Genomic DNA, 25,164 nt, shown 5'->3' with positions numbered 1-25,164 from the left:
GCCGGGTCGAACGCGTCGCGGCCGGGTGGGCCCGCTCACCCGATGGTCACCACCCGTGCCCAGGCGGGTGGCCCGTCCGGGACGTACTCGGGGTCGGACTCGTCGTAGGACGAGCGCAGCCTGCCGAACAGTCCCACCACCGTCCGGCAGGGCGGGCGCCGGGACGGCCACGGTGTCTGGCCGTCGGTCAGCATCACCAGCACGTCAGGGCGGGGGCGGGACTCCAGGGCACGCGCGAAGCCCGCACGCATGTCCGTGCCCCCGCCGCCGAGCAGCTCGACCCCCTCCGTGCCGCCGCACAGGGGGCGGACCTGGTCGGCCGCCGCGTCGCACGGCAGCACACCGACCAGGTCCCGGCGCCCGCCCACGGCCCGTGAGATCGCCGCCACCTCCAGAAGCGCGCTGCCGAGCTCCGCGTCGCTGACCGAGCCCGAGGTGTCGATCACCACGACCACACGTGTCGGCCTGCGCCGCAGACTCGGCAGAACCGCGCCGGGGACAGCCGCCGAGCGACGTGCCGGTCTGCCGTACACGTAGTCCTCGCCCGTGCCCGGCGCGGACGCCGCCGCCCGCACGGCGGCTCCCAGCAACTGCCGCCAGGGCTGCGGCGGGTGGAGCGCCTCCTCCGCCCACCGCCGCCATCCGGCGGGTGCGTTCCCCGGACGGCCGACGATGCCCTGTGCCACCCGGAACAGGACCGTGTCCCGTTCCTGCGTGCTGAGTCCGTGCGCCCCGTCCGGGCCGAGGTCCCACGGGCGCGGGAGGCCGTCCGCGCCACTGCCGCACTCCAGCCATGCCAGGTGCGCGGTGTGCGGACCGAGCCGGAACTGGCGGAGGTAGTCCTCCATCAGCTCGCCGTCCTCCAGCCCCAGGGATCCCGGGCGTACGGCTCCCTCGGGTGCCACCAGGCCGTCACCGAAGATGTCGTCGTTGATCTCGCAGTCGGCCGCGATGTTCATCCGCAACCGCTCGGCCGGTCCGGTCAGTTCGTGCCGGTGCGCGTAGCGGTCGCCGCGCCCGTGGTGGTCCCGCAGCAGGTGGGACACCTCATGCACCCAGACGCCTGCCAGTTCCTCCACAGCCGTACGGTCCACGAAGGCGGGCGACACGTAGCACCGCCAGTACGGATCGACCGCCATCGTCGGCACGCTGCGGGACTCCACCGGATGCAGGGCGAACAGTGCGGTCGCCAGGTACGGCCGCACCCGTGCTGCCTGGAGGCGGGCGGCGAAGAGCTTCCCGGTGTCCAGGGTGCTCGCAGGGAGGGCGCGGGGGCGCGCGGGCCGGGATGCGGCGGGCGGGCCGGGGGTGGATGCGCTCATCGGCCCGCCCGCGTCACGGTCAGGGCCCGGACCTGCGCCCGGTCGGCCCGCCGGGACACGGACACCACCCCGGTGAGCCCCTCGATCGCCCCGGGCACCTCCCAGTCGTCACGGCGCAGGGCGGCCAGCGTCGTCGCCGGTACGACCAGCAGGTCCGGAGCCCCGGTCTCCGCCGCCCTCACCAGGAGGGCCCAGGCCGCGTCCCACCTGGACCTCTCGGGGCGCGCACGGACCGCGGCGACCACCGCGTCCAGCGCGGCCTGGCGCAGATCGCCCCGCTCGGGCAGCTGCGCACCCCCGGGGTCCGCCAGCAGGTCCTCCGGGTCGGGCAGGTCCATCCTGTCCAGGTAGGCCAGGAACTCCAGCCCGGGGCCGTCGCCCACCGTCCCCCTCACCAGCATGGACAGGACGTCGCGCGACGCACCGGCGGCGGTCGCGAACGCGGTCAGGCACAGTGCCATGTCCCAGCTGCGCGGTGACGGCCACGCCCCGCCCCGCTTCGCCTCGCCCGAGGGCAGCCGGTGCACCAGGGCGGGCCGCGCGCCCAGCAGACCGCACACCGCGCGGCGTGCGAACGCCACGGCTTCCGGGAGCCGTTCGGCGTCGAGCGTCGGCAGCACGGCCCGGGGCCAGACACCGCCCAGGCCCTTCACCACCACATCGGCGTCGTGCGCCCACTGCAGATGGACGAACCGGTTGGCGAGTGGCGGGCTCAGCTCCCAGCCGTCGGCGGCGGAGGACCGGGGATTGGCGGCGGCCACGATCCGGACACCCGGCGGCAGGCGCAGCGCGCCGACCCGCCGCTCCAGCACGAGGCGCAGGAGCGCCGCCTGCACGGCGGGCGGGGCGGTGGACAGTTCGTCGAGGAACAGCAGTCCGCGGCCCGCCCGCACCAGCCTCACCGCCCAGTCCGGCGGCGCCATCGGGATGCCGTTGTCCGCAGGGTCGTCCCCGATGACGGGAAGACCGGAGAAGTCCGACGGTTCGTGAACGCTGGCGATCACCGTGGTCAGCGGCAGGTCCAGGGTGGCTGCGAGCTGGGTGAGCGCGGCCGTCTTGCCGATGCCGGGCTCACCCCACAGCAGCACCGGCAGGTCGGCCGACACGGCCAGGGTCAGCGCTTCCAGCTGCGGGTCGGGGCGCGGGGTGGTGGTCGTGTCGCGGAGCAGGGCCAGCAAGGCGCCGGACACATCGAGCCGGGAGGCCCGCGCGGAGGGAACCGGGGCACCGGACGGGGCCGAGGCGTCCGGGAGACCGGTGGCGGGGGCGGCGTCGAGCGGGGCGTACGTGGACATGAGGCATCACCTGTGGGTTCGTCGAAGGGGGCCGCGAGCCGGGCGGCCGGCGTAGGGAGGGGACAAGGGCGGTAAGGCAGGAAGGAGGGGCGGCAGGGGCGCCGGATGTCGAGGTCCGGATCAGCACCCGGTGCGGTCAGTGGTGGGCGGCGTTCCGGGGGCGGGAGCGGTGGACGCCATCGCGGAAACGCTCCCGCGGGGTCACGGGCTCCCTGGGTCCGGGATCGGCGAGACCTGCCCTGAACAGGCCATGCCGTACCCGCTGCCGGGCCGCGTCGGTGAGCAGGTCGCGCAGGTCCCCGTCCCTGAGCAGCGCCGCGGCCCCGAGCATGTTCTCGATCCCGGCCAGCGCACCGGCCGAGTCCCCGTGCGCCAGCCGGTCACGGACGTCGTCGAGGCAGTCCGGCCGCCGGTGCGCCACGTCGATGGCCTGCAGGCAGGGGAGGGGGTGCCGGTCAGCGCGGCGAGCAGCTCCTCCCGCCGGATCTCGGCGGGGTCGTGGTCCAGGGGGACCAGCACACCGCCGACCAGGCCGATCCGGTGCCGGGAGCCCCGGCAGTCCACCAAGCGCGGTGCCCCGTGGCCGTCCGCGTCGGGGCAGCCGGACTGCGGTGCTCCCGGAGCCAGAGCAGCCGCGACCAGGGGGTGCAGCCGTTGCGGCGTGACGAGACCGGAGCGCAACAGCTCCAGATCGGGCAACACCCACGTCGCGGCGTCGGGGAGGACCGGCAGCCCGGCGCAGGCACCCGCCCGTACGAACCGGGCGGACAGCACCTCGGACGTTCCGGCGCCCTGCCCCGGCGGGCCGGGGGAGACCCGCACGTCCAGCAGCAGCCGGTGCCCGCCGCCGAGACGCACCGTGACCTCGCCGCCGGCGGGGCGCCCCTCGGCCGCCAGGAGCAGCGCCGCCTCGTCCGCCCACCGGCCGAGCGCGAACCGCTCCGGTCCGGGCACCGGCGAGGCCCAGCGAGGTACCGGTCCCTCGGAGGGGCCGGCCCGGTCCGCCCCCGCACGCGGGCGCAGTTCGTCGCTGCGGTCCGCATCCCAGACATGCCGGTGCAGGTCCAGACGGAACCGCCGGTCGGGGGGCCGGTAGCCGCGAGGCCCGTACCCGGGGCCCTGCGGGGTGAGGCCGTCCCACACCGTGAGGCTGATCCGCTGCCCGGCCTCCGCCCACGCAGGCGCGGTACGCACCACGAGACACACGGGCCGAGAACGCCCCGGCTCGTCGTACCGCGCGAGCGTGACGGTCGTACCCGTGCGCAGCAGTCCGTCGGGCGCGGTCCTGGGCATGTGCCACCGCAACAGGTCGGGCGCCAGCCGGCGCAGGTCCGCCCGGAGCCGGGCGGCCATGCCGCTGCCGTGGACACGTGTGACGGTACGCAGGTCGAGATCGACGTCGAATCCGGCGGCGGCGCACGCCCCCGCCCAGTCGCCGGCGGTGCGCCGGGCCGTCGCGGTCTTGATCATGGAGGGCGGCACGGCGATTTCGCGCACGCGCGGCCAGAAGGAAAAGCGGGAATCCTCGAACGCGGTTCCGGTGAGCATCAGCACTCACCTTGCGCGGTCAGGACCCCCAATCCACGGGCATGTCGAGTAGTCATCGGCGGGAGCCTAGCCCGGACGGGCGCGGAGGGCGATCTCTTTTTCGGGACGGTGCGGGACGGCCCGGAACGGGCGCGGGACGGCCCGGAACGGGTGCGGGACCGCGCGGGACGCCGGGGCGGGCAGGCGGCGGCGTGCCCCCGCCCGCCACGGGTCCTCTTCCGCAGGCCCGCTCGTCGCGCGTTCCGGCCCGGCGGCCGCAGGCTCCGTCACTCGAAGAACTTGAGGCTCCAGCCGGTGCTGGTGTTCGACCCGGGGACGTTGGCCCTGCTGTAGGTGATGTCGCCCCACCAGGCGAACGTACCCGTGTACCAGTACCGGTTCGCCCACGAGTACGGAGTCCCCTTCGCGACCGCGTGGAACATGAGGGGGAACCGCGGGCCGGCCGGCGGGCTCGTGTTGATGTCGCCGTCGAGCAGGACGAAGCTGTGGTGGCCGGGGCCGTCGACGTTCAGGGTGGGGTCCCAGCCGGACATCATCGTCGCGCGGGAGGAGCCGAAGAGGCAGCCGTTCGACTTGTACCAGTCCCATACGTACGTGGGGTCGCCGCCGGCCCGGAGCCGCAGGTCGGCCAGGCAGTACTGGTTGCTCCAACTGCCGTTGGCGGAGTACACGATGTGCAGTTGCCCGTTCGGGTCCTTGATCGCCTCGGGCGCCTCGTTGATGAACGGGTTGCCGACCACCCGCTCCCAGCTCTCACGGGGCTGCGAGATGACGTACCGAGCGCCGGTCGGCGCGGTCGGACTGCTCATCCGGCTGATGTAGAGGTTCTGTTCGACGTTGGTGTCGCCCGCCCAGCCCGACCAGACGAACCAGCGCTGCCCGTTGAAGGTGAACAGCGTGCCGTCGATCGCCCACTTGTCGTCGGGCAGAGCCAGTTTCGTCTCGCCGGTGTATCCGCTGTCGGGTGCGGCCGAGCCGATGACGTACATACGGTGGGCCGCGCCTCGTCCTGCCGAGAAGTAGATGTAGTAGCGGCCGCCGTCCCGCACGATCTCCGGAGCCCAGACCTCGCCGAGGTCACGGGTGTCCGACCAGACCTGGCGGGCCGGCGCAGAGGCCAGAGCCGCCGTCGACGAAGCCTGCCGGACGGCGATGCCGCCACCGGTCGACTGCACCGAGATGTACGTGCCGCCGACACGGAGAACGCTGGGGTCCGCGGCCCGCAGGCCGGTCCGGTCCGCCCGCGCCGGTTCGGCGGAGGCGAGGCACATCGCGGCTGCGAGCAGGGCGGAGAGAGCGAACGCGGCGATACCGGAAAGGTGACGAGGAAGCTTCATCATCCCGCTCCATGGTCGGCCTCCGCGCCGCGCCGCAGCAACCGGGGGAGCGGTTGCCGGCACGCGGGCAGGGGCTGGTCAGGACCACGCCGGAGAGGCACGCGGGGATGACGAGCAGTCATGTCCCCCGCCTCCGCACCGACATGTACATCGATGAAAAGAGCGCTCCCACAGCATCACGACTGGGTCTGCGCATGTCAATAAGGAGGTGTGGTCGACGACCACGTCACCGCGGGAAGCAGGCATCCCGGGGCCGACCGAACTCGCCGCCCACCGAGAGGCCCTGGGCCGGCCGGGCAAGGACCAGGAGGGCGGGGACCCGGAGCCCGACCGACGAGGAGGAGCTCGGTGCCGCCCGGTCCGTGGACCTCATGGCACCATCACGAACTGTTATCTCTTCAGCCCTCACATCGAATGCACATGAGGGCACTCCCGCTCGGTTCACCGACACCTCCGGAGGACGACGCATGGCCGAGAACGCAGCGCCCGCCGACGAACTGCCGCTGTCCGGCATCACGGTCGTGAGCATCGAACAGGCGGTGGCGGCTCCCTTCGCCACCCGGCAGCTCGCCGATCTCGGCGCACGGGTGATCAAGGTGGAGCGTCCGGGCGGCGGCGACTTCGCCCGGGCGTACGACACCACGGTGCACGGTCAGTCCAGCTACTTCGTGTGGCTGAACCGCTCCAAGGAGTCGGTGACCCTGGACCTCAAATCGGAACAGGGCCGGGAGATCCTCGAGGAACTCCTCGCGCAGGCCGACGTGTTCGTTCAGAACCTGGCGCCCGGTGCCGCCGCACGCATGGGCCTGGGCACCGACGACCTGGCCGAGCGCTTCCCGACGCTCATCCCGTGCTCGGTCACCGGCTACGGATCGAGCGGCCCCTGGGCGGACCGCAAGGCCTACGACCTGCTGGTGCAGTGCCAGACCGGCCTGGTCTCCCTGACCGGCAGCGCACGGGAGGCCGCCCGGGTCGGGGTTTCGGTCGCCGACATCGCCGCCGGTATGTACGCCTTCAGCGGCATCCTCACCGCGCTGTTCACCCGGGCGACCCGCGGTTCCGTGCGCGCCGTGGAGGTCTCGCTGTTCGAGGCCCTGGCCGAATGGATGAGTCAGCCCGCCTACTACACGGCGTACAGCGGCGCGCAGCCACCCAGGGTCGGCACCCGGCACGCCACCATCGCCCCGTACGGCACCTACACGGCGGCCGACGGGAAGGACGTACTGCTCTCCGTGCAGAACGAACGCGAATGGGCGGCCCTGTGCGAACGCTTCCTCGTGGCTCCCGGCCTCACCGACGACCCCCGCTTCGCCACCGGGTCCGCCCGGGTGAGCCACCGCGAGGAGGTCGACGCGCTCCTGGCCGCCCGGATCGCCGCGTCCGACAGCGGCGAGGTGATGGAGTTGCTGGACGCCATCGGCATCGCCAACGCCCCGGTCAACGACGTGAAGCAGTTCCTGGAGCATCCCGTGCTCAGCGGCCGGGACCGGTGGCGGGAGGTGACCGTACCCGGCGGGAAGGCGATGACGGCCCTGCTGCCGCCCGTCGACCTGGCCGGTATCACGCCGTGCATGGGTGCGGTCCCCGCCGTCGGCGAGCACACCGAACCGATCCTGGCCCAGCTCGGATACACGCCTGACCGGATCGCCGCCCTGCGGGCCAACGGCGCCGTCTGACCACCCGGCACGCGGGCAGTGCCCGCGGCAAGCCCTCATCGAGCAGATGAGGGAACTCGGCATCTTCGGCCTCGCCGTCCCCGAGGAGTACGGCGGCACACCGGTTTCGACGTCCTGCTACGTCCTCGTCGCCGAGGAACCGGCCCGCGGCTGGATGAGCGTCATGGCTGAACTACGCCTGTGTGTAACGCCGTTGTCGATACCCGCCGCACGGCGGCGTTGGATTTCACAAGTGTCATGAACCTTGTCAGCTCCACGGCAGGCGCTCTATTGTCGCGGACAGAAAGCGCTTTCCCCTCCTGCGTCCAGGCCGGTGGAAGCGTCCGTCGCGACGGCCGTCGCGACGGACGCGCATGAGCCGCCACCGGCCGGGCGCAGGGCTTCGACACGCACAACCCACCGACGTCAGCTGCACGGTGATGTTCCGTCAGCTCCGCCGGTTCGCCGTTGCGACCGCGGCATGGAGCAGCAACACCAGCACGTGAAGACGAATGGGGACACCAACATGAGACGACCAGTCGCGCTGCGACTCAACGCCGCTCTGGCCACGCTGGCCGTGGCGGCCGCGACCGGTGTGGTGCTGTCGATGCCCGAGGCGGCGTCGGCGGCCGCGACCGGGAGTGCCACCGGGTACGCGACCCAGAACGGCGGGACCACCGGCGGCGCCGGCGGGACGACGGTGCGGGCCACCACGGGTACCGCGATCCACACGGCCCTGTGCAACAGGGCCAGCAGCAGCACCCCGATCACCATCGAGGTCGAGGGCACGATCAACCACGGCAACACCACCAAGGTGTCGGGCGACAGCTGCAACACCGCCGCCGGTGTGATCGAGCTCAAGCAGATCAGCAACGTCACGCTCGTCGGCGTCGGCAGCGGTGCCGTGTTCGATCAGCTGGGCATCCACATCCGCCAGTCCAGCAACATCATCATCCAGAACGTCACCGTGAAGAACGTCAAGAAGTCGGGCTCTCCCACGTCCAACGGCGGTGACGCCATCGGTATGGAGAGCGACGTCCGCAACGTCTGGGTCGACCACACCACTCTCGAGGCGTCGGGTGGTGAGTCGGAGGGGTTCGACGGCCTCTTCGACATGAAGGACAACACCCAGTACGTCACGCTCTCCTACAGCACCCTGCGCAACTCCGGACGCGGTGGTCTGGTGGGGTCCAGCGAGACCGAACTCTCGAACGGCTACATCACCTACCACCACAACCTGTACGAGAACATCGACTCGCGCGCACCCCTGCTGCGGGGCGGCATCGCCCACATCTACAACAACTACTACGTGAAGCTGAACGAGTCCGGGATCAACTCCCGGGCCGGCGCGCGTGCCAAGGTGGACAACAACTACTTCAAGGACTCCAAGGACGTCCTGGGTACGTTCTACACCGACGCGGCCGGGTACTGGCAGGTCAGCGGCAACACCTTCGACAACGTCACCTGGTCGGCCCGGGGCAGCGAGAACAACCCCGCCGGGCCCGACCCGAAGTCCAACACCACCGTCAGCATCCCCTACTCCTACACCCTGGACAACGCGAGCTGCGTCCCGGCGATCGTGGGCGCGACGGCCGGTGCCAACAAGGGCCTCAAGGTGTCGGACGGCAGCTGCTCGCCGCAGACGCCGACCCCCACGCCGGACCCGACGGACCCCACGCCGGACCCGACGGACCCGACACCGGACCCGACGGACCCCACCCAGCCCGGCGGGACCAACCTCAGCATCGGCGCCGGCTCCGACGGCTCCAGCAAGGCCACCGGTTCGAGCTACGGCAACGTGCGGGACGGTGACATGAGCACCTCCTGGTCGCCGGCCGGATCGACCGGTTCCATCTCGGTCAAGTGGGGAACCGCCACCTCCGTCGCGAAGATCAACATCCGTGAGGCATCGGGCTCCACCGGCAGCATCGGCTCGTGGAGGGTCCTCAACGGCGACACCGGCGCCGTCCTGACCTCGGGCAGCGGGGTGGGCGTCATCACCGTCCCCAGGACCTCGCTGAAGAAGATCACCTTCGAGATCACCGGCTCCTCCGGGACGCCGAAGATCGCCGAGTTCGAGACGTACGCCGGATGACGGCACGGTCCCGGCGTCCGTCCGGGGCCGGGCACCGGCGCTCCGGGACGTCCGGAGTGCCGGAAGCGCGGGCCGGTCACGCCGGAACCCGGCTCTGCCGCTGATCGCCCGTCACGGGGGCCGTCGAGTGCGACGGCCCCCGTTCGCGTGCGGTCCGGCCACCCGGTCGCGCCCGGTTCGCCGCCCTTTTACGTGCCTCCCCTGCCCGGATGTCTCCGGCGATGTCGGTCGCGGGCCTCGGGGCGGTCGTGCGCCGGGGCGGATCAGCGCCAGTCGGGGGCGCCGGACGCAGGGGGCAGGACACCCTCGATCTTCGTCCGGATCTCTCGCATGACCGCCACGACCCGGGCCTCGTGCCCCTCACTGAGCCGCGCCACCGGCACCGAGCAGCTGATGGCGTCGACGGCCGGTGAGTCGTACCGCAGGGCGAAGCCGAAGCCCGCGATGCCCGTCACCGTCTCCTCGCGGTCGATGGAGTAGCCGCGCTCGCGCACCCCGGCGAGGTCGGCGAGCAGTGTCGTGTGCTCGGTGTGCGTGTTTGCCGTACGGGGCGTCAGGGGGCCCGCGGGGATCGGCAGTCGACCGTCCGGGCGCTCGGCGAGCAGTGCCTTGCCGAGCGCTCCGGCGTGGGCCGGGATGCGGCGGCCGACCCGGCTGATGGTGCGCAGGTACTCATGGGACTCGCGCGTCGCGAGATAGACGACGTTGGAGCCGTCGAGCCGGGCCAGATGGATGGTCTCGCCGAGCGCCTCCGACGCCTCGTCGAGAAAGGGGCGGGCGGCGCGCACACGAGGATCGCTGTCCAGGTAGCTCGTCCCCGTGTGCAGGGCGCGGATGCCGATGCCGTAGAGGGACCCGGTCGTGTCGGTCCGCACCCAGCCGCAGTCGACGAGCGTGCGCAGCAGCTGGTACATGCTGCTGCGCGGTACATCCAGCTCCTCGGCGAGCTCGTCCAGGCGCGTCGGGCGGTCGCCCCTGGCGGCGAGGAGTTCGAGCAGCGCGACGGTGCGGGACGCCGACTTCACCCCGCGTACCCCGCTGTTCTCCGGCATGCCTCCATCGTAAATCCGCTCCGTCACACCCATTGACCGCGTTGCGTTCACCCGCCTAACCTCCGTTCCCATACATGTACGCCATCTGCATATGGAGATGAAGCTTGTGGAGCGGATCAGTGCGGACACCGAAGGCGTCGTCCAGCGGCTGCGGGACGGCATGGCGGGCGGGGTGCTGGCGTTCCCCCTCACCAGCTTCCGGGAGGACGGTGGTCTCGATCCGGAGTCGTACCGGGCGTATCTGACCGCCCAGGTGGCCGCCGCACCCGGCGCGCTGTTCCCGGCGTGCGGGACCGGCGAGTTCAGCGCACTGGACGAGGACGAGTACCGCGAGGTCGTGCGGGCCGCCGTCGAGGTCGCCGACGGCCGGCTGCCCGTCGTGGCGGGTACCGGTTACGGGTGGGCGCAGGCGCTGCGCTTCGCCCGCATCGCGGAGGAGGCCGGAGCCGACGCCCTCCTGGTCATGCCCCACTACCTCGTCGCGGCCCCGCAGGACGGTCTGGTCGAGCAGTTGCGCCGGATCGCGGGCGGCACCCGGCTGCCGCTGATCGCCTACCAGCGCGGCCAGGTCACCTTCACCGCCGGCAGCGTGCGCCGGGTCGCCGAGATCCCCACGGTCATCGGTCTCAAGGACGGGCACAGCGATCTCGACCGGCTCCAGCGCCTCACCCTCGCGGCCCCCGACGGTTTCCTCTGCTTCAACGGCGCCGCCACGGCCGAGATCCAGGCGCGCGCGTACGCCACCGTGGGCGTCCCCGCCTACTCCTCGGCGGTCCACGCGTTCGCGCCCGAGATCGCGAACGCCTTCTTCGCCGCTCTGCGTGACGGCGACGAGGCGGTGACGCGGACATTGCTGCGCGACTTCTACATCCCACTGGTCGAGTTGCGCGACCGGGTCCCGGGCTACGCCGTGTCCCTGGTCAAGGCCGCAGCCCGGCTGCGAGGGCTGCCGGTCGGCCCCGTGCGCGCCCCGCTCGTCGATCCCGGCCCGGCCGACCTCGCCGACCTGGAGAAAATCCTCGACGCCGGGCTGGACCTGGCCGGCGCCACCCGCCGCGGTACCGCCTGAGCCGTGCCCCCACCACCCCGGTACGCCGCTCCCGCCGCGGAGCCGTCGCGGGCCGGCGGTTCGACAGACCGACAGTTCAAAGGGGAACTGACATGCCGCTCGTCGTAGTCGGGATCAGCGTTCTGGTGCTGCTGCTCCTGATGACCCGTATGAAGCTCAACGGCTTCGCCGCACTGCTGCTCGTGGCCGTCGGCGTCGCACTCGTCCAGGGGATCCCCGCGATCGAGATCCCGGACGTCCTCTCGGCGGGCATCGGGGACCAGATCGGCGACACCATGCTCACCATCGGCCTCGGCGCCATGGTCGGCCGGGTCATGGGCGATTCGGGAGCCGCCCAGCGGATCGCGGGCAAGCTGCTCGACGCCTTCGGGCCGCGTGGGGTCCAGCTGGCCATGGTGGTCACGTCCATGCTCATCGGCGTGACCATGTTCTACGAGGTCGCCTTCATCATCATCGTCCCCATCGCGTTCACGCTCGTCAGGGTCACCGGGGTGAACCTGCTGTGGGTGGGTCTGCCGATGTCGATCTCCCTGTCCACGATGCACAGCTTCCTGCCGCCGCACCCCGGTCCCACCGCCGTGGCCGCGACCTTCCACGCCTCCGTCGGCCACACCCTCTTCTACGGCCTCTTCATCGCCGTACCGGCCGGCGCGGCCGTGGCGCTCCTGTGGCCGCGGCTGCCGTTCGTCAGGGCGATGAACCCCTCCATACCCAACGGCCTGGTCAGTGAGCGGGAGTTCACCGACGAGGAGATGCCCGGCATGGGCTGGTCGCTGTTCGTGGCGCTCTTCCCGGTGGTCCTGATCGCCGGCGCCGCCGTGACCGACATGCTCACGTCCGGCGAGAGCCCCTTCCTGCACGGCGTCGCCTTCATCGGCTCGGCGCCGATCGCGCTCCTGCTGGCCCTCCTCCTGGCTGCCTGGGCGTTCGGACCGCGCATCGGCCGCAGCCTGGCCGACGTCAGCGCCTCCTGCACCTCGGCCGCCAAGGCGATGGCGATGATCCTCCTGGTCATCGGCGCGGGTGGGGCCTTCAAGAACGTCCTCGTCGAGGGCGGGATATCCGACTACATCAAGGACGTCACGGAGCACTGGGCGGTCTCGCCGATCATCCTGGCCTGGCTCATCGCGGCCATCCTCCGTATCGCACTGGGTTCGGCGACCGTCGCCGTGGTCACCGCGTCCGGCGTGGTGCTGCCGCTCCTGGCGGGCAGCGGCGTCCACCCCGAGATGATGGTGCTCGCCGTCTCGTGCGGATCGATCGCCTTCTCCCACGTCAACGACCCGGGATTCTGGTTGTTCAAGGAGTACTTCAACCTCTCGGTCATCCAGGCGATCAAGGTCCGCACCGGCTATACGACGGTGCTCGCGGTCCTCGGTCTCGGTGGAGTCCTGGCGGCCGAATGGGCCCTCGACGTCATCGGCGTCTGAACCGCCGGTCCCGGCCGGGCCACCCTCTCGTACATAAGGAACCGACCAGCATGAACCAGCCGACCATCACCCACTTCGCCGTCTATCCCGTCGCGGGCCGCGACTGCATGGAGCTGAACCTCTCCGGCGCCCACGGCCCCTTCTTCACCCGTAATGTCGTCGTCCTGAAGGACTCCGAGGGCCGTACCGGACTGGGCGAGGTGCCCGGGGGCGAGAAGATCACCCAGACCCTGCGGGACGCCGAGCCGCTGGTCGTCGGCTCGAAGGTGGGCGACCACAAGCGCGTCCTGCGCGAGATCGGGAGCCGGTTCGCGGACCGCGACTCGGGCGGACGGGGCGCTCAGACCTTCGACCTGCGGACCACCGTCCACGCCGTCACGGCCGTCGAGTCGGCCCTGCTCGACCTGCTGGGCCAGCACCTCGACGTTCCGGTGGCTGCGCTGCTCGGCGACGGCCGGCAGCGGGACTCCGTACGGGTGCTCGGCTATCTCTTCTACGTCGGTGACCCCGGCCGCACCGACCTGCCGTACGTTCGTGAACCCGCGTCCGACGTCGACTGGTACCGCATCCGGCACGAGGAGGCCCTCACCCCCGCGGCGATCGTGCGTCAGGCCGAGGCCGCCTACGACCTGTACGGCTTCAAGGACTTCAAGCTGAAGGGCGGGGTCCTCGCGGGCGCGGAGGAGGTCAAGGCCGTTCGCGCGCTCAAGGACCGCTTCCCCTCGGCGCGGATCACCCTGGACCCGAACGGCGCCTGGTCACTGCGCGAGGCCATCGAGCTCTGCTCCCCGCTGGTGGGCACACTGGCCTACGCCGAGGACCCCTGCGGGGCGGAGGACGGCTATTCGGGGCGCGAGGTCCTCGCCGAGTTCCGCCGTGCGACGGGCCTGCCCACCGCGACCAACATGATCGCCACCGACTGGCGGCAGCTGACCCACGCCCTGGCCCTGCAGTCGGTCTCCATCCCGCTGGCCGACCCGCACTTCTGGACGATGCAGGGCTCGGTGCGCGTGGCCCAGCTGTGCAACGCGATGGGCCTCACCTGGGGCTGCCACTCCAACAACCACTTCGACATCTCACTCGCCATGATCACGCACTGCGGTGCCGCCGCACCGGGTGAGTACAACGCTCTGGACACGCACTGGATCTGGCAGGAGGGCCTCGAGCGGCTCACCGTCGACCCGCCCCGCATCACCGACGGCGAGATCGCCGTTCCCGACGCCCCGGGCCTGGGCGTCGAGCTGGACACGGACCGCCTCCACGCCGCCCACGAGCTCTACCTGGAGGAGGCGTTGGGCGCGCGGAACGACGCCGACGCCATGCAGTACCTCGTACCCGGCTGGACCTACGACGCCAAGCGGCCCTGCCTGGTGCGGTAGGCAGTTCGGGGCGCGGGGGGAGCCGCGAACTGAGGCTTCATTTGCCCTGCTCCGTCCTTCTGTGTCGCTATTAAATTAAAACGTGCATTCGATTCTCTTGGTACCGTCCGCTGGTGTTCATTTCGACCAGGGGGGTTCTCATGAAGACTCGCAAGGTAGTCACCGTGCTTGCCGCAGCCGCCGCGTTCTCGTTCCTCGGGGCCAACGCCGCCGTCGCTGCTGACTACAAGATGACCACATTGGGGCACTTCGTCGTCCCGGGCGGGACGATGGAGTTCACCAAGTACGGCGACATCGTCAAGGTGTGCGACACCGATGCCGACGGCATGGCCGCCAAGGGCTGGGTCAAGGAAGCCGGTGGCGGCACGCGCTACAGCCTGCAGGCCGGTGGTAACGGGAAGTGCGTGACCAAGCGGGCCAGCATGGGCGGGGACTACGACATTCCCGAGGGTGGGACGCACGAGTTCCTGGTGTGCCTGCACACTTCCACGGATGACGGGTACTGCAACCGGCAGAACTGGAAGAACAACGGCTGACCTTCCGTCGGCCGACCAGGACGGCTCCCCGCGCCCTCGGGTGCGGGGAGCCGTTTTCCGTGCAGGCCCTCCTGTGCGGGCGGTCGCGCCATGGGACGGGCTCGGTCCGCGCGCGTTCCCACTGCCGCGAGCTCCCCGGTGCCCTGTCGCCAAGGATCCGTTCCCTGGTGAAAGTACCGCCGCCGCAGGCCCGTTGGTGCCCGCTCGTGCCGGCTGTTGACGACCGGACGGGTCGGTGAAGCGGCAACACGGCATCCGGTCCGTAGCGGCTTGGCGGACCGCAGCCCAAGCGAGCCCGCTATGAACGGTGTCGACCGGCCGTCAACCCTCCGAAGCGACTCGAGCGCGTCGTCGCGGGCCCGATCGGCCCGTGATCCCGGACCTCGTCGTGCCGTCAGTGCCCGTGCCCTCCGCTCTCGCCCCCGTCCGACGACCCGTCCTCATGTCCGTCCTCGCGTCCCTCCGAGGGTGCCGTCGGGTGGGGGGTCTCCGGCGCCGCTCCGGACGGAACGGTGAAGGCCACCGTCCGGACGGTGCCGTTGTGCTTGAAGTCCAGGAACAGCCGGTAGGTGGCTGGGCTGGGCGCGGTCGCGGTGAAGGAGACGTCCGGCCCCGGCTTCGTGGAGCCGTCGCCGGGTTCGCCGTCAGGGTGGACGTGGAGGTAGGCGAGGTCGCCTGCGCGCAGGGCGACGAGGTGGCCGTACGCACCCAGATAGGGCTGCAGGTCGGTGACGGGCCGGCCGTCCTTCCGCACGGTGAAGGTCACGTTCTCCGGTGCCTCGGGGCGCAGGGTGCCGTTCAAGGAGACCGTGTACCCGTCGACCGAGGCCGTCCGGGCAGGCTTCGGGAGCTCCGCGGCCTTGTACGGCCCGGATACGGCCAGGTCCGCGCCCAGTGTCAGGTCGGCGGCGTTCCCGCCGGCCGGTGTGAAGTCGGCGAAGACCCGGTAGTCACCCGCCGCGGGCAGCTTGACCGGGGTGCTCCACATGCCGTCGTCCGCCCGGGTGGGATGCAGGTGGCGGTAGGTGGTCAGATCGCGTGAGGCGAGGATCAGGTGGAGTTCCTTGTCGTGCTCGCGTTGAAACGCCGTGACCTGCCGGCCCGCCCGGTCCCGGACGGCGAAACGCAGCTCGCTCGGCTGCTCCGCCTCCAGGCGGGGGGTCCTGAGGTCGAGCGTGTACCCGCCGTCGGAGATCTGGAGACCCCCGGCTGCAGAGTCGCCGCTCCCGGGGCCGGTGCTCTCCGCGTGACCGGTGGTCCCGGCGGGGTCGGCGGAACCCGTCCCGGGGTCGACGGCGGCCCCTATGCCGTAGGCGGCTCCGAAGGAGGCCGCGAGTGCGGCGGTGAAAGCGGTGATCTTCGCGGCGGGGTTCATGACTGCTCCTGTGCTCTCTGCGCGGAGGGCCCGCGATGGTCCGACGTCATGAGCGTATACCCACCAGGGGTATATGCAACCAGGCTGCACCGGACTTGCGGCAGATACGGGTGGGGGGTATATGTTGGGCATCGTAATGCATACCCATCAGGGGTATACTGGCCCCGTTCGGAGGAGGAGCAGGCAATGACTCCCACGACCCCCGGCGCCGCCCGGGTCGAGCTCGCCATCGGCGGGATGACCTGTGCCTCGTGCGCGGCCCGGATCGAGAAGAAGCTCAACCGCATGGAGGGGGTCGAGGCCACCGTCAACTACGCCACGGAGAAGGCCGGAGTCGCCTTCGCCGACGGCGTCTCGGTGGACGACCTCATCGCCACGGTCGAGGCCACCGGCTACACCGCCAGGCAGCCCGCCCCGCCCCGCCCCGGGCCCGCAGGCGCCGATACACCCGCCGGTGGCCCGAGCGAGGAGGAGCGGGCCGACGCCGAGTTGAGGCCCTTGCGTCAGCGGCTCGTCACCGCGGCGCTGCTCGCCGCGCCGGTCATCGCGATGGCGATGGTCCCGGCCCTGCAGTTCGAGTACTGGCAGTGGCTCTCACTCACGCTCGCCGCGCCGGTCATCACGTACGCCGCCTGGCCCTTCCACCGTGCCGCCTGGACCAACGCCCGGCACGGCGCGGCCACCATGGACACCCTGATCTCGGTCGGTACGTCGGCCGCGTTCCTGTGGTCGTTGTGGGCACTCTTCTTCGGAACGGCCGGCATTCCGGGCATGACGCATCCGTTCGAATTCACGATCAGCCGAAGCGACGGGGCGGGAAACATCTACCTGGAGGCCGCTGCCGGTGTGACGGCCTTCATCCTGGCCGGCCGGTACTTCGAGGCCCGCTCGAAGCGCAAGGCGGGCGCGGCGCTCAGAGCGCTCATGGAGCTGGGGGCCAAGGAGGTCACCGTGCTGCGCGAGGGCGGGGAGACCACCCTGCCCACGGCGGCTCTGCGGGTCGGGGACCGCTTCCTGGTCCGCCCCGGCGAGAAGATCGCCACGGACGGGACGGTGGTGGAGGGCTCCTCCGCCGTCGACGTCTCGATGCTCACCGGCGAGTCGGTGCCCATCGAGGTCGCCGCCGGTGACGCTGTCACGGGTGCGACCCTCAACGCCGGCGGCCGTCTGGTCGTCGAGGCCACCAGGGTCGGCGCAGACACCCAGCTGGCCCGGATGGCCGCGCTCGTGGAGGAGGCGCAGAACGGCAAGGCCGCCGCACAGCGCCTCGCGGACCGGATCTCCGCCGTCTTCGTACCGGTCGTCATCGGGCTGGCCCTCGCGACGCTCGGTTTCTGGCTCGGCTCGGGCGCCGGACTCACCGCCGCGTTCACCGCGGCCGTCGCCGTGCTGATCATCGCCTGTCCCTGCGCACTGGGCCTGGCCACGCCCACCGCCCTGCTCGTCGGCACCGGTCGCGGGGCCCAGCTCGGCATCCTGATCAAGGGGCCGGAGGTCCTGGAGACCACCCGCAGGGCCGACACGATCCTCCTCGACAAGACGGGCACCGTCACCACGGGGCGCATGACGCTGCTGAAGGTCCACACCGCCGGGGCCACGGACGAGACCGAAGTGCTCCGTCTCGCAGGTGCGTTGGAGCACTCCTCCGAACACCCGGTCGCCCGGGCCGTCGCCGAGGGCGCCGCGGGGACGGTGGGCACGCTGCCCGTTCCCGAGGACTTCGCCAACGTCCCCGGTCTCGGCGTCCAGGGCGTCGTCGAGGGCCGTGCCGTGCTCGTCGGCCGCGAGAAGCTGCTGGCAGAGTGGGCCGTCGAGCTCCCCCAGGAGCTCAGGACCGCCAAGGACGCGGCCGAGAGGGAAGGGAAGACCGTCATCGCGGTCGCCTGGGACGGCGAGGCGCGTGCGGTCCTGGAGGTCGCCGACGCGGTCAAGGACACCAGCGCCGAGGCGGTCGGGCGGCTGCGCGGCCTGGGGCTGACGCCGGTCCTGCTGACCGGTGACAACAAGGCGGTCGCCGAATCCGTCGCGGCCCAGGTGGGCATCGACGAGGTCATCGCCGAGGTCATGCCGCAGGACAAGGCCGAGGTCGTCAGGAAGCTCCAGGCCGAAGGGCGCAGCGTCGCCATGGTGGGCGACGGCGTCAACGACGCCGCCGCCCTCGCCCAGGCGGACCTGGGCCTGTCGATGGGGACCGGCACGGACGCCGCCATCGAGGCGGGGGACCTGACGCTCGTACGCGGGGACCTGCGGGTGGCGGCCGACGCGATCCGGCTCGCCCGCAGGACGCTGGGAACGATTCGCTCGAATCTGTTCTGGGCCTTCGCCTACAACGTGGCGGCCCTCCCGCTCGCCGCGGCCGGACTGCTCAACCCGATGATCGCGGGAGCGGCCATGGCCTTCTCCTCGGTCTTCGTCGTCGGCAACAGCCTGCGCCTGCGGGGCTTCCGTGCCGACGGCTGAGCCGGCCCACGTGCCCCGCGCCTCCCCTCCGGGCGGGCCACGGGGCTCGGTGAGCAGGTAGGTTCGGCACTGTGGCCACTCTGCTGATCGTGCATCACACGCCCTCGCCGAACTGCCAGGCGCTGTTCGAGGCGGTGGTCGCCGGTGCGACGACGGAGGACATCGAAGGCGTACGGGTCGTGCGGCGGGCCGCGCTCTCCGCGACGCCGTCCGACGTGCTCGCCGCCGACGGCTATCTGCTCGGTACCCCCGCGAACCTCGGCTACATGTCCGGCGCCCTGAAGCACTTCTTCGACCAGGTCTACTACCCCTGCCTGGACACGACGAAGGGCCGGCCCTTCGGCTACTACGTGCACGGCGGCAACGACGTCACCGGCGCCGTACGGGGCATCGAGACGATCACAACCGGCCTCGGCTGGCGCCGTGCGGCCGATGCGGTGACGGTCACCGGTGAGCCGGTCAGGGCCGACACCGAGGCGTGCTGGGAACTGGGTGCCACAGTCGCCGCCGGACTGATGGCCTGACGGGTCCCCGGCCGGGCGGTGGTCTCACGGCCGCCGGCGGACGGGTGGCTCGAGAGCCCCGGCCGCGCCGGTGGTCCGACGGCCCCTACCGGGGGACGAGGGTCGCCTCGGTCGCCTTCACGCTGGTCCAGACCGACACCCCTTCGGCCAGGCCGAGTTCGGCGGCGGCCTGCGGGGTGATCTCCGCGACGAGGTCGGGCGCCTCCGTGGAGGAGACCAGGACACGCAGCCGGCTGCCGCTGGCGGTGATCTCGCGGACCGTACCCGGCCAGACGTTACGCGGGCTGCCACTCGGCCGCTCGCGGTGCACGGAGACGGCTTCGGGACCGATGACCGCGAGGGCGGGGGTTCCGGCGGGCAGTGGCTCCGCGGCGACCAGATGGCCCCCGCCGCGGAGCCCGAGGCCCTCCGCCGTGGCCGTCCCCGGCCAGGCGTTACGCCCGAGCATCCTGGCGACCCAGGGGGAGCGCGGATGACGGGTGACCTCACCGGGCGGCGCGTCCTGAAGGGCCCGTCCCTCGTCGAGTACGAGGACGCGGTCGGCCAGCGAGACGGCCTCGACCGGATCGTGCGTGACGATCAGGCAGACGCCCCCGAAGCCGTCGAGGTGGGTGCGCAGGGTATGGCGCACATGGGCGCGGGTCGTCTGGTCGAGGGCGGCGAGCGGTTCGTCCAAAAGCAGCAGTCGGGGACGCGCGGCGAGCGCGCGGGCGAGCGCGACGCGCTGTGCCTGGCCGCCGGAGAGCTGTGCGGGCCTGCGGGCGGCGAGGTGCCCGACGCCGAGGCGGCCGAGCCACTGACGGGCAGTGTCCCTGGCCTCCGCGCGCGAAACGCCGTGGGCGCGGAGCCCGTAGGCGGTGTTGGCCAGTGCGGAGAGGTGCGGGAAGAGGGCGCCGTCCTGCGGGACCCACGCGACGCCCCGCCGGTGCGGGGGCAGGCTGCCGGTGTCGGTGTCCCCGAGGCGCAGTGCGGCGTGGGCACGCGGCGTCAGGCCGAGCAGGGCGCGCAACAGGGTCGTCTTGCCCGCGCCGTTCGGGCCGACGACGGCGATCGTCGTACCCGGCTCGGCCTCGAGGGTGAGCCGGTTGAAACCGGTGACCTCGGCGCGCAACGGCCAGCTCTCGCGGGACCCCGGGGGAGCGATGGGGGGAGCCGGTTCGTTCGCGGGCTGCCCCGGATCCGGCTCCGAGGGGCGGCGCGGCGGCGCTGCGGCGCGGGGCGTCCCGGCCCATCGTCCGCGCAGGGCGAAGAGCACCGCCATCGCGATGACCAGCAGGAGCAGCGAGACGGAGGTGGCCGCCTCCGGGGAGTCCTGGAGCAGCAGATACACCTGCAGGGGCAGGGTCTGCGTGGTACCCGGCAGATTGCCCGCGAAGGTGATGGTCGCGCCGAACTCACCCAGCGCCCGTGCCCAGGTCAGTGCCGCGCCCGCGGCGAGGCCCGGAGCCACCATGGGCAGGGTCACCGTGAAGAACACGCGCACCGGTGAGGCGCCCAGGGACGCGGCCGTCTCCTCGTAGCGCGGATGCAGGCCGCTCAGGGCCCCTTCGAGGCTGATCACGAGGAACGGCATCGCGACGAAGGCCGCGGCGAGGACCGCCCCGGAGGTGTGGAACGGCAGCGTGACGCCGAACGTGTCCTCCAGCCAGGGCCCGAGCAGCCCCCGTCGCCCGAACGCGAGCAGCAGGGCCACACCGCCGACGGTCGGCGGAAGCACCATCGGCAGGAGGACGAGCGAGCGCACGAGGGCCTTGCCCGGGAAGTCGACGCGGGCCAGCAGCCAGGCCAGGGGCACGCCCAGCACGAGGGAGAGCCCGAGCGCCCAGCCCGAGACGAGAAGCGACAGCCTCAGGGCCTGGGTGGTGCCGGGACCGGTCAGATGCGTGCCGAGCTCTCCCCAGTCCGTGCGCGCCAGGATGCCGGCCAGCGGCAGCATCAGGAACACGACCGCGAGCAGTGCGGGAATAGCCAGGGTCAACGGGGTACGGGGCCCCGAAGAGCGGCCGCGGAACTGTTTCATCGCCTTGCCCCACGGGTCCGTCCGGTCGTCACGGCTTCTGGAATCCCGCGTCCCGGAGGATCTTCTGCGCCTCGGGCGTGGACAGCCAGGACACGAACGCGGCCGCGGCCTCGCTGTTCCCGGACGACTTGAGTGTCGCCGCCGGGTAGGAGGCGATGGCGTTCTGCGCGTCGGGGATGTCGATCGCGTCGACCTTGTCGGTGGCGGCGGCGTCCGTCCGGTAGACGAGACCGGCGTCCGCCTCACCGAGCTCGACCTTGCTGAGGACGGCGCGGACATTGGGTTCCTCGGAGACCGGCTTCACGTCGATCTTCTGGGCGTCGAGGATCTGCCGGCCGTAGCGGCCGACCGGTACCTCGGGTGCGGCCAGGACCACCTTCAGTGCGGGATCCGCGAGGTCCGCGAGACTCTCGACTCTGCCGGGGTTCCCTTCGCCGGTGGCGATGACCAGACGGTTCTTCGCGATGACCGTGGATCTGCCGGTGTCCGCCGTCAGGCTGTCCATCGTCCTGGTGTCGGCGGTGACCAGCGCGTCCGCGGGCGCGCCCTGCCCGACCTGGGCGGCGAGCTCCTGCGACCCCGCGAAGGAGAACGTCACCTCCGTACCGGGGTGCTCCTTCTCGTACGCGGCGCCGGCGGTCGCGAAGACGTCGGTCAGGGACGAGGCGGCCAGCACGGTCAGCCTGGTCCTCGCCTCGCCGGAGGCGCTGTCGTCGTCGCTGCCGCACGCGCTGAGGGTGGTGAGCAGCACCGAGGACAGGACCACGGCGCCGCCCCGGCGGCCGGTGAGGGTGAAGGACATAGGGAGAACTCCTCGGTCAGGGCCACCGCGCGGCGGCTGGTGCCGCGTCAGGTGCGGTCGATGTGCACGCTGGTCGACTTCACGCGGGCCGTGGCCTGCATGCCGACCTCGAGTCCCAGCTCCTCCACGGCTTCCCGGGTCAGGAGCGAGACGAGGCGGTGCGGACCGGCCTGGATCTCGACCTGGGCCGCGACGTCACCGAGCTTCACCGCGGTGACGATGCCGGGGAAGGCATTGCGCGCCGAGGTGTAGGGGACCTCTTCCTCGCCGGGGCCCGCCTGGGCGACCTCGACGGAGAACGCGGCCAGATCACGGCCGTCGATGAGGCGACGCCCGCTCTCGTCGCGATGGGTCGCGACCCGGCCGGCGTCCGCCCAGCGGCGGGCGGTGTCCGGGCTCACGCCGAGAAGGCGTGCCGCCTGCCCGATGGTGTAGGACTGCATGTGCGAAACAATATGTCGAGCATGCTCGCATTTACAAAGCACATACCGTTCAGCCCTTGCAGATGCGTGTTCCTCGGGGTTGCGAAAGTCGCGTCGGCGCCGCGGTCGCTTTGCGCCAATCACGGGGCCCGCCGAGCTGTGCGCTCCCGGCCCCACGCAGGCCACCGGCCGAGCTCGGCTCGCCGGGGCCAGAAGCGGAACCACCCCATTCATGCGCTCGTCGCCGCAGGTGGCGGGGGTACCGAAGGCTGCCACAGACCCTCCGGTGCCGGGCGCGTGACCATCTCGGCCATTTTTAAATCAGTCGCTTGACCGGTGAGGCGGTCCCGGATTGCCTGGACACTCCGAGACGCCCTCGACCGAGGAGACGGCGCATGGAACGGACGGTGCGGGCCGGGCAGGTCAGCGAGACCAGGGAGCGGATCCTGCACGCCGCGGAGCGGCTGTTCGCCGAGCGCGGTGTCTACGCGGTGTCCAACCGCCGGGTCAGCGAAGCCGCGCAGCAGGGCAACAACGCCGCGGTCGGCTATCACTTCGGGACGAAGGCAGACCTGGTGCGGGCGATCACCCGGAAGCACAGCAGACAGATCGAGGAAGCCCGTGCCCGTCTGCTCGCCGGTATCCAGGACCCCACGGACATAGGGGAGTGGGTGGCCTGTCTGGTGCGCCCCACCACCGAGCACCTGGCCGCGCTGGGGAGCCCCACCTGGTTCGCGCGGTTCTGCGCCCAGGCCATGACCGATCCGGCCCTGCAGGACATCGTGACCGAGGAGTCGCTCGCCTGTCCGCCGACGCTGAGAACCCTCGAAGGGCTGAACCGCTGCCTGCCGGACCTGCCGGCCGACGTCCACGTCGAGCGGGCCGCCATGTCACGCATCCTGATCCTTCACACCTGTGCCGAGCGTGAACGCGCGCTCGCCGGGAACACCTCCACGCCCCGCAGCAACTGGCACGAGACGGCCACCGGGCTGATCGACGCCGTCGTCGGCCTCTGGACGGCGCCGGTCACGTCCTGCCGCTGACGGCGTCCGTCCCCCTGTGCTCCTGCGGCGCCCACGGTTCGTGTCCTGTCGCGAGCGCGACGGCACAGCCATGGCCTCGGCCGGAGTGCTCCCGAGCCGACGTGCCCGAGCCGCCAGGACTCCGGCGGTCCGGTCACTCGAACCGTCCGCGCCGGGACAGCGGCCGACGGCAGGTCACCCGCACGACGAAGACGGCAGGGCACCCGCACGACGAAGTGAGGAAGCGATGACCAGCACCGTACGTCCGGAAGAAGCGCACACGCCTCCGGCCCCGGAGTTCCCGATGTCCCGCGCGAAAGGCTGCCCGTTCGACCCGCCGCCCGCGCTGAGGACCGAACAGGAACAGGGGGCCCTGAGGAAGGTCGGCCTGTGGGACGGGAGCACCCCCTGGCTGGTGACCCGATACGCCGATCAGCGCACCCTCCTCGCCGACCCGAGGATCAGCGCCGACGTCACACGGGCCGGCTACCCCAGCCCCGCGCCCTTGAGGGGAACGAGCTTCAGCTTCATCCTCATGGACGACCCCGAACACGCCCGCCAGCGAAGGATGGTCACCGCCCCCTTCACGATCAAGCGGGTCGAGGCGATGCGCCCGGCCGTCAAGAAGATCGTGGACGGGCTGATCGACGAGATGCTGTCCGGGCCGCCGCGGGCCGACCTCGTCCCGGCGTTCGCCCTCCCTGTTCCCTCGCTCGTGATCTGCGAACTGCTCGGGGTGCCGTACACCGACCACGACTTCTTCCAGGAGAACAGCAGGACCCTGATCAGCCGCAGCGCGGCTCCTGAGGTACGCGCCGGGGCCCACGGCAATCTGATCGGCTATCTGGACGAACTCATGGGCCACAAGATGGCCCGGCATGCGGGCGACCTCCTGTCGGGGCTCGGCACCCGGGTCGAGGCGGGCGAGCTGTCCCGCCGGGAGGCGGCCGAGATGGGCGTGCTCCTGCTGCTCGCCGGACACGAGACAACCGCGAACATGATCGCGCTGGGCACCCTTGCCCTGCTCGAACACCCCGACCAGCTCGCCCTGCTGCGGGGGACCGAGGACCCCAAGGAGGTCTCCGGCGCCGTCGAGGAACTGCTGCGCTACCTCAACATCACCCACAGCGGGCGCCGTCGCGTCGCTCTCGAGGACATCGAGATCGCGGGCGAGGTCATCCGGGCGGGCGAGGGAATCATCGTGCCCAATGACATCGGCAACCGTGACCCAGCGGTCTTCGCCGACCCGGACCGGCTCGACCTCCGGCGCGACGCGCGGCGCCATGTCGCGTTCGGATTCGGCGTGCACCAGTGCCTCGGACAGCCGCTGGCACGTATGGAGCTGCAGGTCGTCTACAGCACCCTCTACCGTCGCATCCCGACCCTGCGGCTGGACGCGGCCGTGGAGGAACTGTCGTTCAAGCACGACGGGTCCGTCTACGGCGTTCACGAACTGCCCGTGGCCTGGTGATCGCTTCTCACGCACCCGACCCACCGTGACACCACCGACCAAGGAGTGCATATGAAGGTGATCCTCGACCAGGACAAGTGCGTGGCGTCCGGGCAGTGTGTGGTCGCAGCCGACGACGTGTTCGACCAGGACGACGACGGCATCGCCGTACTGCTCGACCCCGCGCCGCCCGCGGCCCGGGCCGACGACGTCCAGCAGGCCGCGGCCGTCTGCCCGGCACTCGCCATCCGTATCCAGGACTGACGCGGAAGCGTCGCGCCCGGACCGCGCCGCGGGGGGGGCGGGGGGCGACGCGGCCGGCGCCCCGCCCGGCCCCCCCCCCCCTGGGGGGCGCGGATTTGTAGTTGAAA

The 25,164-nt window shown here is 71.6% G+C and carries 20 protein-coding genes and 1 pseudogene; 12 read left to right on the top strand and 9 right to left on the bottom strand.

Translation table 11 applies throughout. The features are described from left to right. Window positions 1-35 precede the first annotated feature (35 nt). From ABZ441_RS09825 to ABZ441_RS09810, 4 genes and pseudogenes are all read right to left on the bottom strand, one after another. Window positions 36-1,322 carry a VWA-like domain-containing protein gene (locus tag ABZ441_RS09825; protein WP_358970296.1) on the bottom strand — a complete coding sequence of 429 codons (1,287 nt, stop codon included), beginning with the start codon at window positions 1,320-1,322 and terminating at the stop codon, window positions 36-38. Further along, window positions 1,319-2,617: a MoxR family ATPase gene (locus tag ABZ441_RS09820; protein ID WP_358970294.1), complete on the bottom strand. Its 1,299-nt coding sequence runs from the start codon at window positions 2,615-2,617 to the stop codon at window positions 1,319-1,321. Before ABZ441_RS09820 ends, ABZ441_RS09825 begins: the two co-directional genes overlap by 4 nt. Before the next feature lie 136 nt (window positions 2,618-2,753). Then, window positions 2,754-4,165 (bottom strand): annotated as a pseudogene (locus tag ABZ441_RS09815) (hypothetical protein). Window positions 4,166-4,431: 266 nt separating this feature from the next. After that, the gene (locus ABZ441_RS09810) at window positions 4,432-5,502 is read right to left on the bottom strand and encodes a glycoside hydrolase family 43 protein (RefSeq protein WP_358970291.1); all 1,071 of its coding nucleotides are present in this window, start codon (window positions 5,500-5,502) and stop codon (window positions 4,432-4,434) included. Window positions 5,503-5,969: 467 nt separating this feature from the next. Between ABZ441_RS09810 and ABZ441_RS09805 the strand changes: the two genes are divergently transcribed. From ABZ441_RS09805 to ABZ441_RS09795, 3 genes are all read left to right on the top strand, one after another. Further along, window positions 5,970-7,178, top strand: coding sequence for a CaiB/BaiF CoA-transferase family protein (locus ABZ441_RS09805; RefSeq protein ID WP_358970288.1), 1,209 nt, complete (start codon window positions 5,970-5,972; stop codon window positions 7,176-7,178). Beyond that, window positions 7,078-7,419 (top strand): acyl-CoA dehydrogenase family protein, encoded by a 342-nt coding sequence (locus ABZ441_RS09800; RefSeq protein WP_358970285.1) that lies wholly within the window; start codon window positions 7,078-7,080, stop codon window positions 7,417-7,419. Before ABZ441_RS09805 ends, ABZ441_RS09800 begins: the two co-directional genes overlap by 101 nt. Before the next feature lie 264 nt (window positions 7,420-7,683). Next, entirely contained in the window at window positions 7,684-9,252 is a 1,569-nt protein-coding gene (locus ABZ441_RS09795) for a pectate lyase (protein WP_358970282.1), read from the top strand. Window positions 9,253-9,515: 263 nt separating this feature from the next. Here the strand turns inward: ABZ441_RS09795 and ABZ441_RS09790 are convergent, their stop codons facing one another. Next, on the bottom strand, window positions 9,516-10,304 hold the full coding sequence (locus ABZ441_RS09790; RefSeq protein ID WP_358970279.1) for an IclR family transcriptional regulator: 789 nt from the start codon (window positions 10,302-10,304) through the stop codon (window positions 9,516-9,518). Between the two features lie 97 nt (window positions 10,305-10,401). On the opposite strand from ABZ441_RS09790, the gene ABZ441_RS09785 reads away from it, so the two are divergent. From ABZ441_RS09785 to ABZ441_RS09770, 4 genes are all read left to right on the top strand, one after another. Beyond that, a complete protein-coding gene (locus ABZ441_RS09785; RefSeq protein ID WP_358970276.1) occupies window positions 10,402-11,373 on the top strand; it encodes a 5-dehydro-4-deoxyglucarate dehydratase in 972 nt (323 codons plus the stop codon). Between the two features lie 92 nt (window positions 11,374-11,465). Next, complete coding sequence (locus ABZ441_RS09780; protein ID WP_358970274.1) at window positions 11,466-12,803, top strand: gluconate:H+ symporter; 1,338 nt, start codon at window positions 11,466-11,468, stop codon at window positions 12,801-12,803. A gap of 50 nt (window positions 12,804-12,853) precedes the next feature. Then, window positions 12,854-14,182 carry an enolase C-terminal domain-like protein gene (locus ABZ441_RS09775; protein WP_358970272.1) on the top strand — a complete coding sequence of 443 codons (1,329 nt, stop codon included), beginning with the start codon at window positions 12,854-12,856 and terminating at the stop codon, window positions 14,180-14,182. Between the two features lie 140 nt (window positions 14,183-14,322). Then, entirely contained in the window at window positions 14,323-14,718 is a 396-nt protein-coding gene (locus ABZ441_RS09770) for a hypothetical protein (RefSeq protein WP_358970269.1), read from the top strand. A 394-nt stretch (window positions 14,719-15,112) separates the two neighbouring features. Here ABZ441_RS09770 and ABZ441_RS09765 read toward each other — a convergent pair whose 3' ends face one another. Continuing rightward, the gene (locus ABZ441_RS09765; RefSeq protein ID WP_358970267.1) at window positions 15,113-16,093 is read right to left on the bottom strand and encodes a hypothetical protein; all 981 of its coding nucleotides are present in this window, start codon (window positions 16,091-16,093) and stop codon (window positions 15,113-15,115) included. A 186-nt stretch (window positions 16,094-16,279) separates the two neighbouring features. Between ABZ441_RS09765 and ABZ441_RS09760 the strand changes: the two genes are divergently transcribed. Next, the gene (locus tag ABZ441_RS09760) at window positions 16,280-18,553 is read left to right on the top strand and encodes a heavy metal translocating P-type ATPase (RefSeq protein ID WP_358970264.1); all 2,274 of its coding nucleotides are present in this window, start codon (window positions 16,280-16,282) and stop codon (window positions 18,551-18,553) included. Between the two features lie 71 nt (window positions 18,554-18,624). Then, on the top strand, window positions 18,625-19,077 hold the full coding sequence (locus ABZ441_RS09755; protein ID WP_358970261.1) for a flavodoxin family protein: 453 nt from the start codon (window positions 18,625-18,627) through the stop codon (window positions 19,075-19,077). 85 nt (window positions 19,078-19,162) lie between these two features. Here ABZ441_RS09755 and ABZ441_RS09750 read toward each other — a convergent pair whose 3' ends face one another. From ABZ441_RS09750 to ABZ441_RS09740, 3 genes are read right to left on the bottom strand one after another with little or no spacing between them, the layout of a single operon-like run. Beyond that, window positions 19,163-21,097 carry an ABC transporter permease gene (locus ABZ441_RS09750; protein WP_358970258.1) on the bottom strand — a complete coding sequence of 645 codons (1,935 nt, stop codon included), beginning with the start codon at window positions 21,095-21,097 and terminating at the stop codon, window positions 19,163-19,165. 28 nt (window positions 21,098-21,125) lie between these two features. Then, window positions 21,126-21,899: a molybdate ABC transporter substrate-binding protein gene (modA, locus tag ABZ441_RS09745; protein WP_358970255.1), complete on the bottom strand. Its 774-nt coding sequence runs from the start codon at window positions 21,897-21,899 to the stop codon at window positions 21,126-21,128. A 47-nt stretch (window positions 21,900-21,946) separates the two neighbouring features. After that, window positions 21,947-22,342: a helix-turn-helix transcriptional regulator gene (locus ABZ441_RS09740; RefSeq protein ID WP_358970252.1), complete on the bottom strand. Its 396-nt coding sequence runs from the start codon at window positions 22,340-22,342 to the stop codon at window positions 21,947-21,949. A gap of 374 nt (window positions 22,343-22,716) precedes the next feature. On the opposite strand from ABZ441_RS09740, the gene ABZ441_RS09735 reads away from it, so the two are divergent. The 3 genes from ABZ441_RS09735 (at window position 22,717) to ABZ441_RS09725 (ending at window position 25,057) form a co-directional block, all read left to right on the top strand. Continuing rightward, the gene (locus ABZ441_RS09735; protein WP_358970249.1) at window positions 22,717-23,364 is read left to right on the top strand and encodes a helix-turn-helix domain-containing protein; all 648 of its coding nucleotides are present in this window, start codon (window positions 22,717-22,719) and stop codon (window positions 23,362-23,364) included. A gap of 226 nt (window positions 23,365-23,590) precedes the next feature. Then, window positions 23,591-24,814 carry a cytochrome P450 gene (locus ABZ441_RS09730; RefSeq protein WP_358970246.1) on the top strand — a complete coding sequence of 408 codons (1,224 nt, stop codon included), beginning with the start codon at window positions 23,591-23,593 and terminating at the stop codon, window positions 24,812-24,814. Between the two features lie 51 nt (window positions 24,815-24,865). Then, complete coding sequence (locus tag ABZ441_RS09725) at window positions 24,866-25,057, top strand: ferredoxin (protein WP_358970243.1); 192 nt, start codon at window positions 24,866-24,868, stop codon at window positions 25,055-25,057. The last annotated feature ends 107 nt before the right edge of the window (window positions 25,058-25,164 follow it).

Origin of the sequence: Streptomyces sp. NPDC005752, assembly GCF_040630715.1 — a bacterium.
GTDB lineage: Bacteria > Actinomycetota > Actinomycetes > Streptomycetales > Streptomycetaceae > Streptomyces.
Note: the sequence above shows the minus strand (reverse complement) of the source record. Positions and strands in the feature narration are given on the sequence as shown.

Coding starts and splice junctions, on each gene's coding strand:
- ABZ441_RS09825 (WP_358970296.1), bottom strand. CDS start 1,322: ATGAGCGCATCCACCCCCGGCCCGCCCGCCGCATCCCGGCCCGCGCGC.
- ABZ441_RS09820 (WP_358970294.1), bottom strand. CDS start 2,617: ATGTCCACGTACGCCCCGCTCGACGCCGCCCCCGCCACCGGTCTCCCG.
- ABZ441_RS09810 (WP_358970291.1), bottom strand. CDS start 5,502: ATGAAGCTTCCTCGTCACCTTTCCGGTATCGCCGCGTTCGCTCTCTCC.
- ABZ441_RS09805 (WP_358970288.1), top strand. CDS start 5,970: ATGGCCGAGAACGCAGCGCCCGCCGACGAACTGCCGCTGTCCGGCATC.
- ABZ441_RS09795 (WP_358970282.1), top strand. CDS start 7,684: ATGAGACGACCAGTCGCGCTGCGACTCAACGCCGCTCTGGCCACGCTG.
- ABZ441_RS09790 (WP_358970279.1), bottom strand. CDS start 10,304: ATGCCGGAGAACAGCGGGGTACGCGGGGTGAAGTCGGCGTCCCGCACC.
- ABZ441_RS09785 (WP_358970276.1), top strand. CDS start 10,402: ATGAAGCTTGTGGAGCGGATCAGTGCGGACACCGAAGGCGTCGTCCAG.
- ABZ441_RS09780 (WP_358970274.1), top strand. CDS start 11,466: ATGCCGCTCGTCGTAGTCGGGATCAGCGTTCTGGTGCTGCTGCTCCTG.
- ABZ441_RS09775 (WP_358970272.1), top strand. CDS start 12,854: ATGAACCAGCCGACCATCACCCACTTCGCCGTCTATCCCGTCGCGGGC.
- ABZ441_RS09770 (WP_358970269.1), top strand. CDS start 14,323: ATGAAGACTCGCAAGGTAGTCACCGTGCTTGCCGCAGCCGCCGCGTTC.
- ABZ441_RS09765 (WP_358970267.1), bottom strand. CDS start 16,093: ATGAACCCCGCCGCGAAGATCACCGCTTTCACCGCCGCACTCGCGGCC.
- ABZ441_RS09760 (WP_358970264.1), top strand. CDS start 16,280: ATGACTCCCACGACCCCCGGCGCCGCCCGGGTCGAGCTCGCCATCGGC.
- ABZ441_RS09750 (WP_358970258.1), bottom strand. CDS start 21,097: ATGAAACAGTTCCGCGGCCGCTCTTCGGGGCCCCGTACCCCGTTGACC.
- modA (WP_358970255.1), bottom strand. CDS start 21,899: ATGTCCTTCACCCTCACCGGCCGCCGGGGCGGCGCCGTGGTCCTGTCC.
- ABZ441_RS09740 (WP_358970252.1), bottom strand. CDS start 22,342: ATGCAGTCCTACACCATCGGGCAGGCGGCACGCCTTCTCGGCGTGAGC.
- ABZ441_RS09735 (WP_358970249.1), top strand. CDS start 22,717: ATGGAACGGACGGTGCGGGCCGGGCAGGTCAGCGAGACCAGGGAGCGG.
- ABZ441_RS09730 (WP_358970246.1), top strand. CDS start 23,591: ATGACCAGCACCGTACGTCCGGAAGAAGCGCACACGCCTCCGGCCCCG.
- ABZ441_RS09725 (WP_358970243.1), top strand. CDS start 24,866: ATGAAGGTGATCCTCGACCAGGACAAGTGCGTGGCGTCCGGGCAGTGT.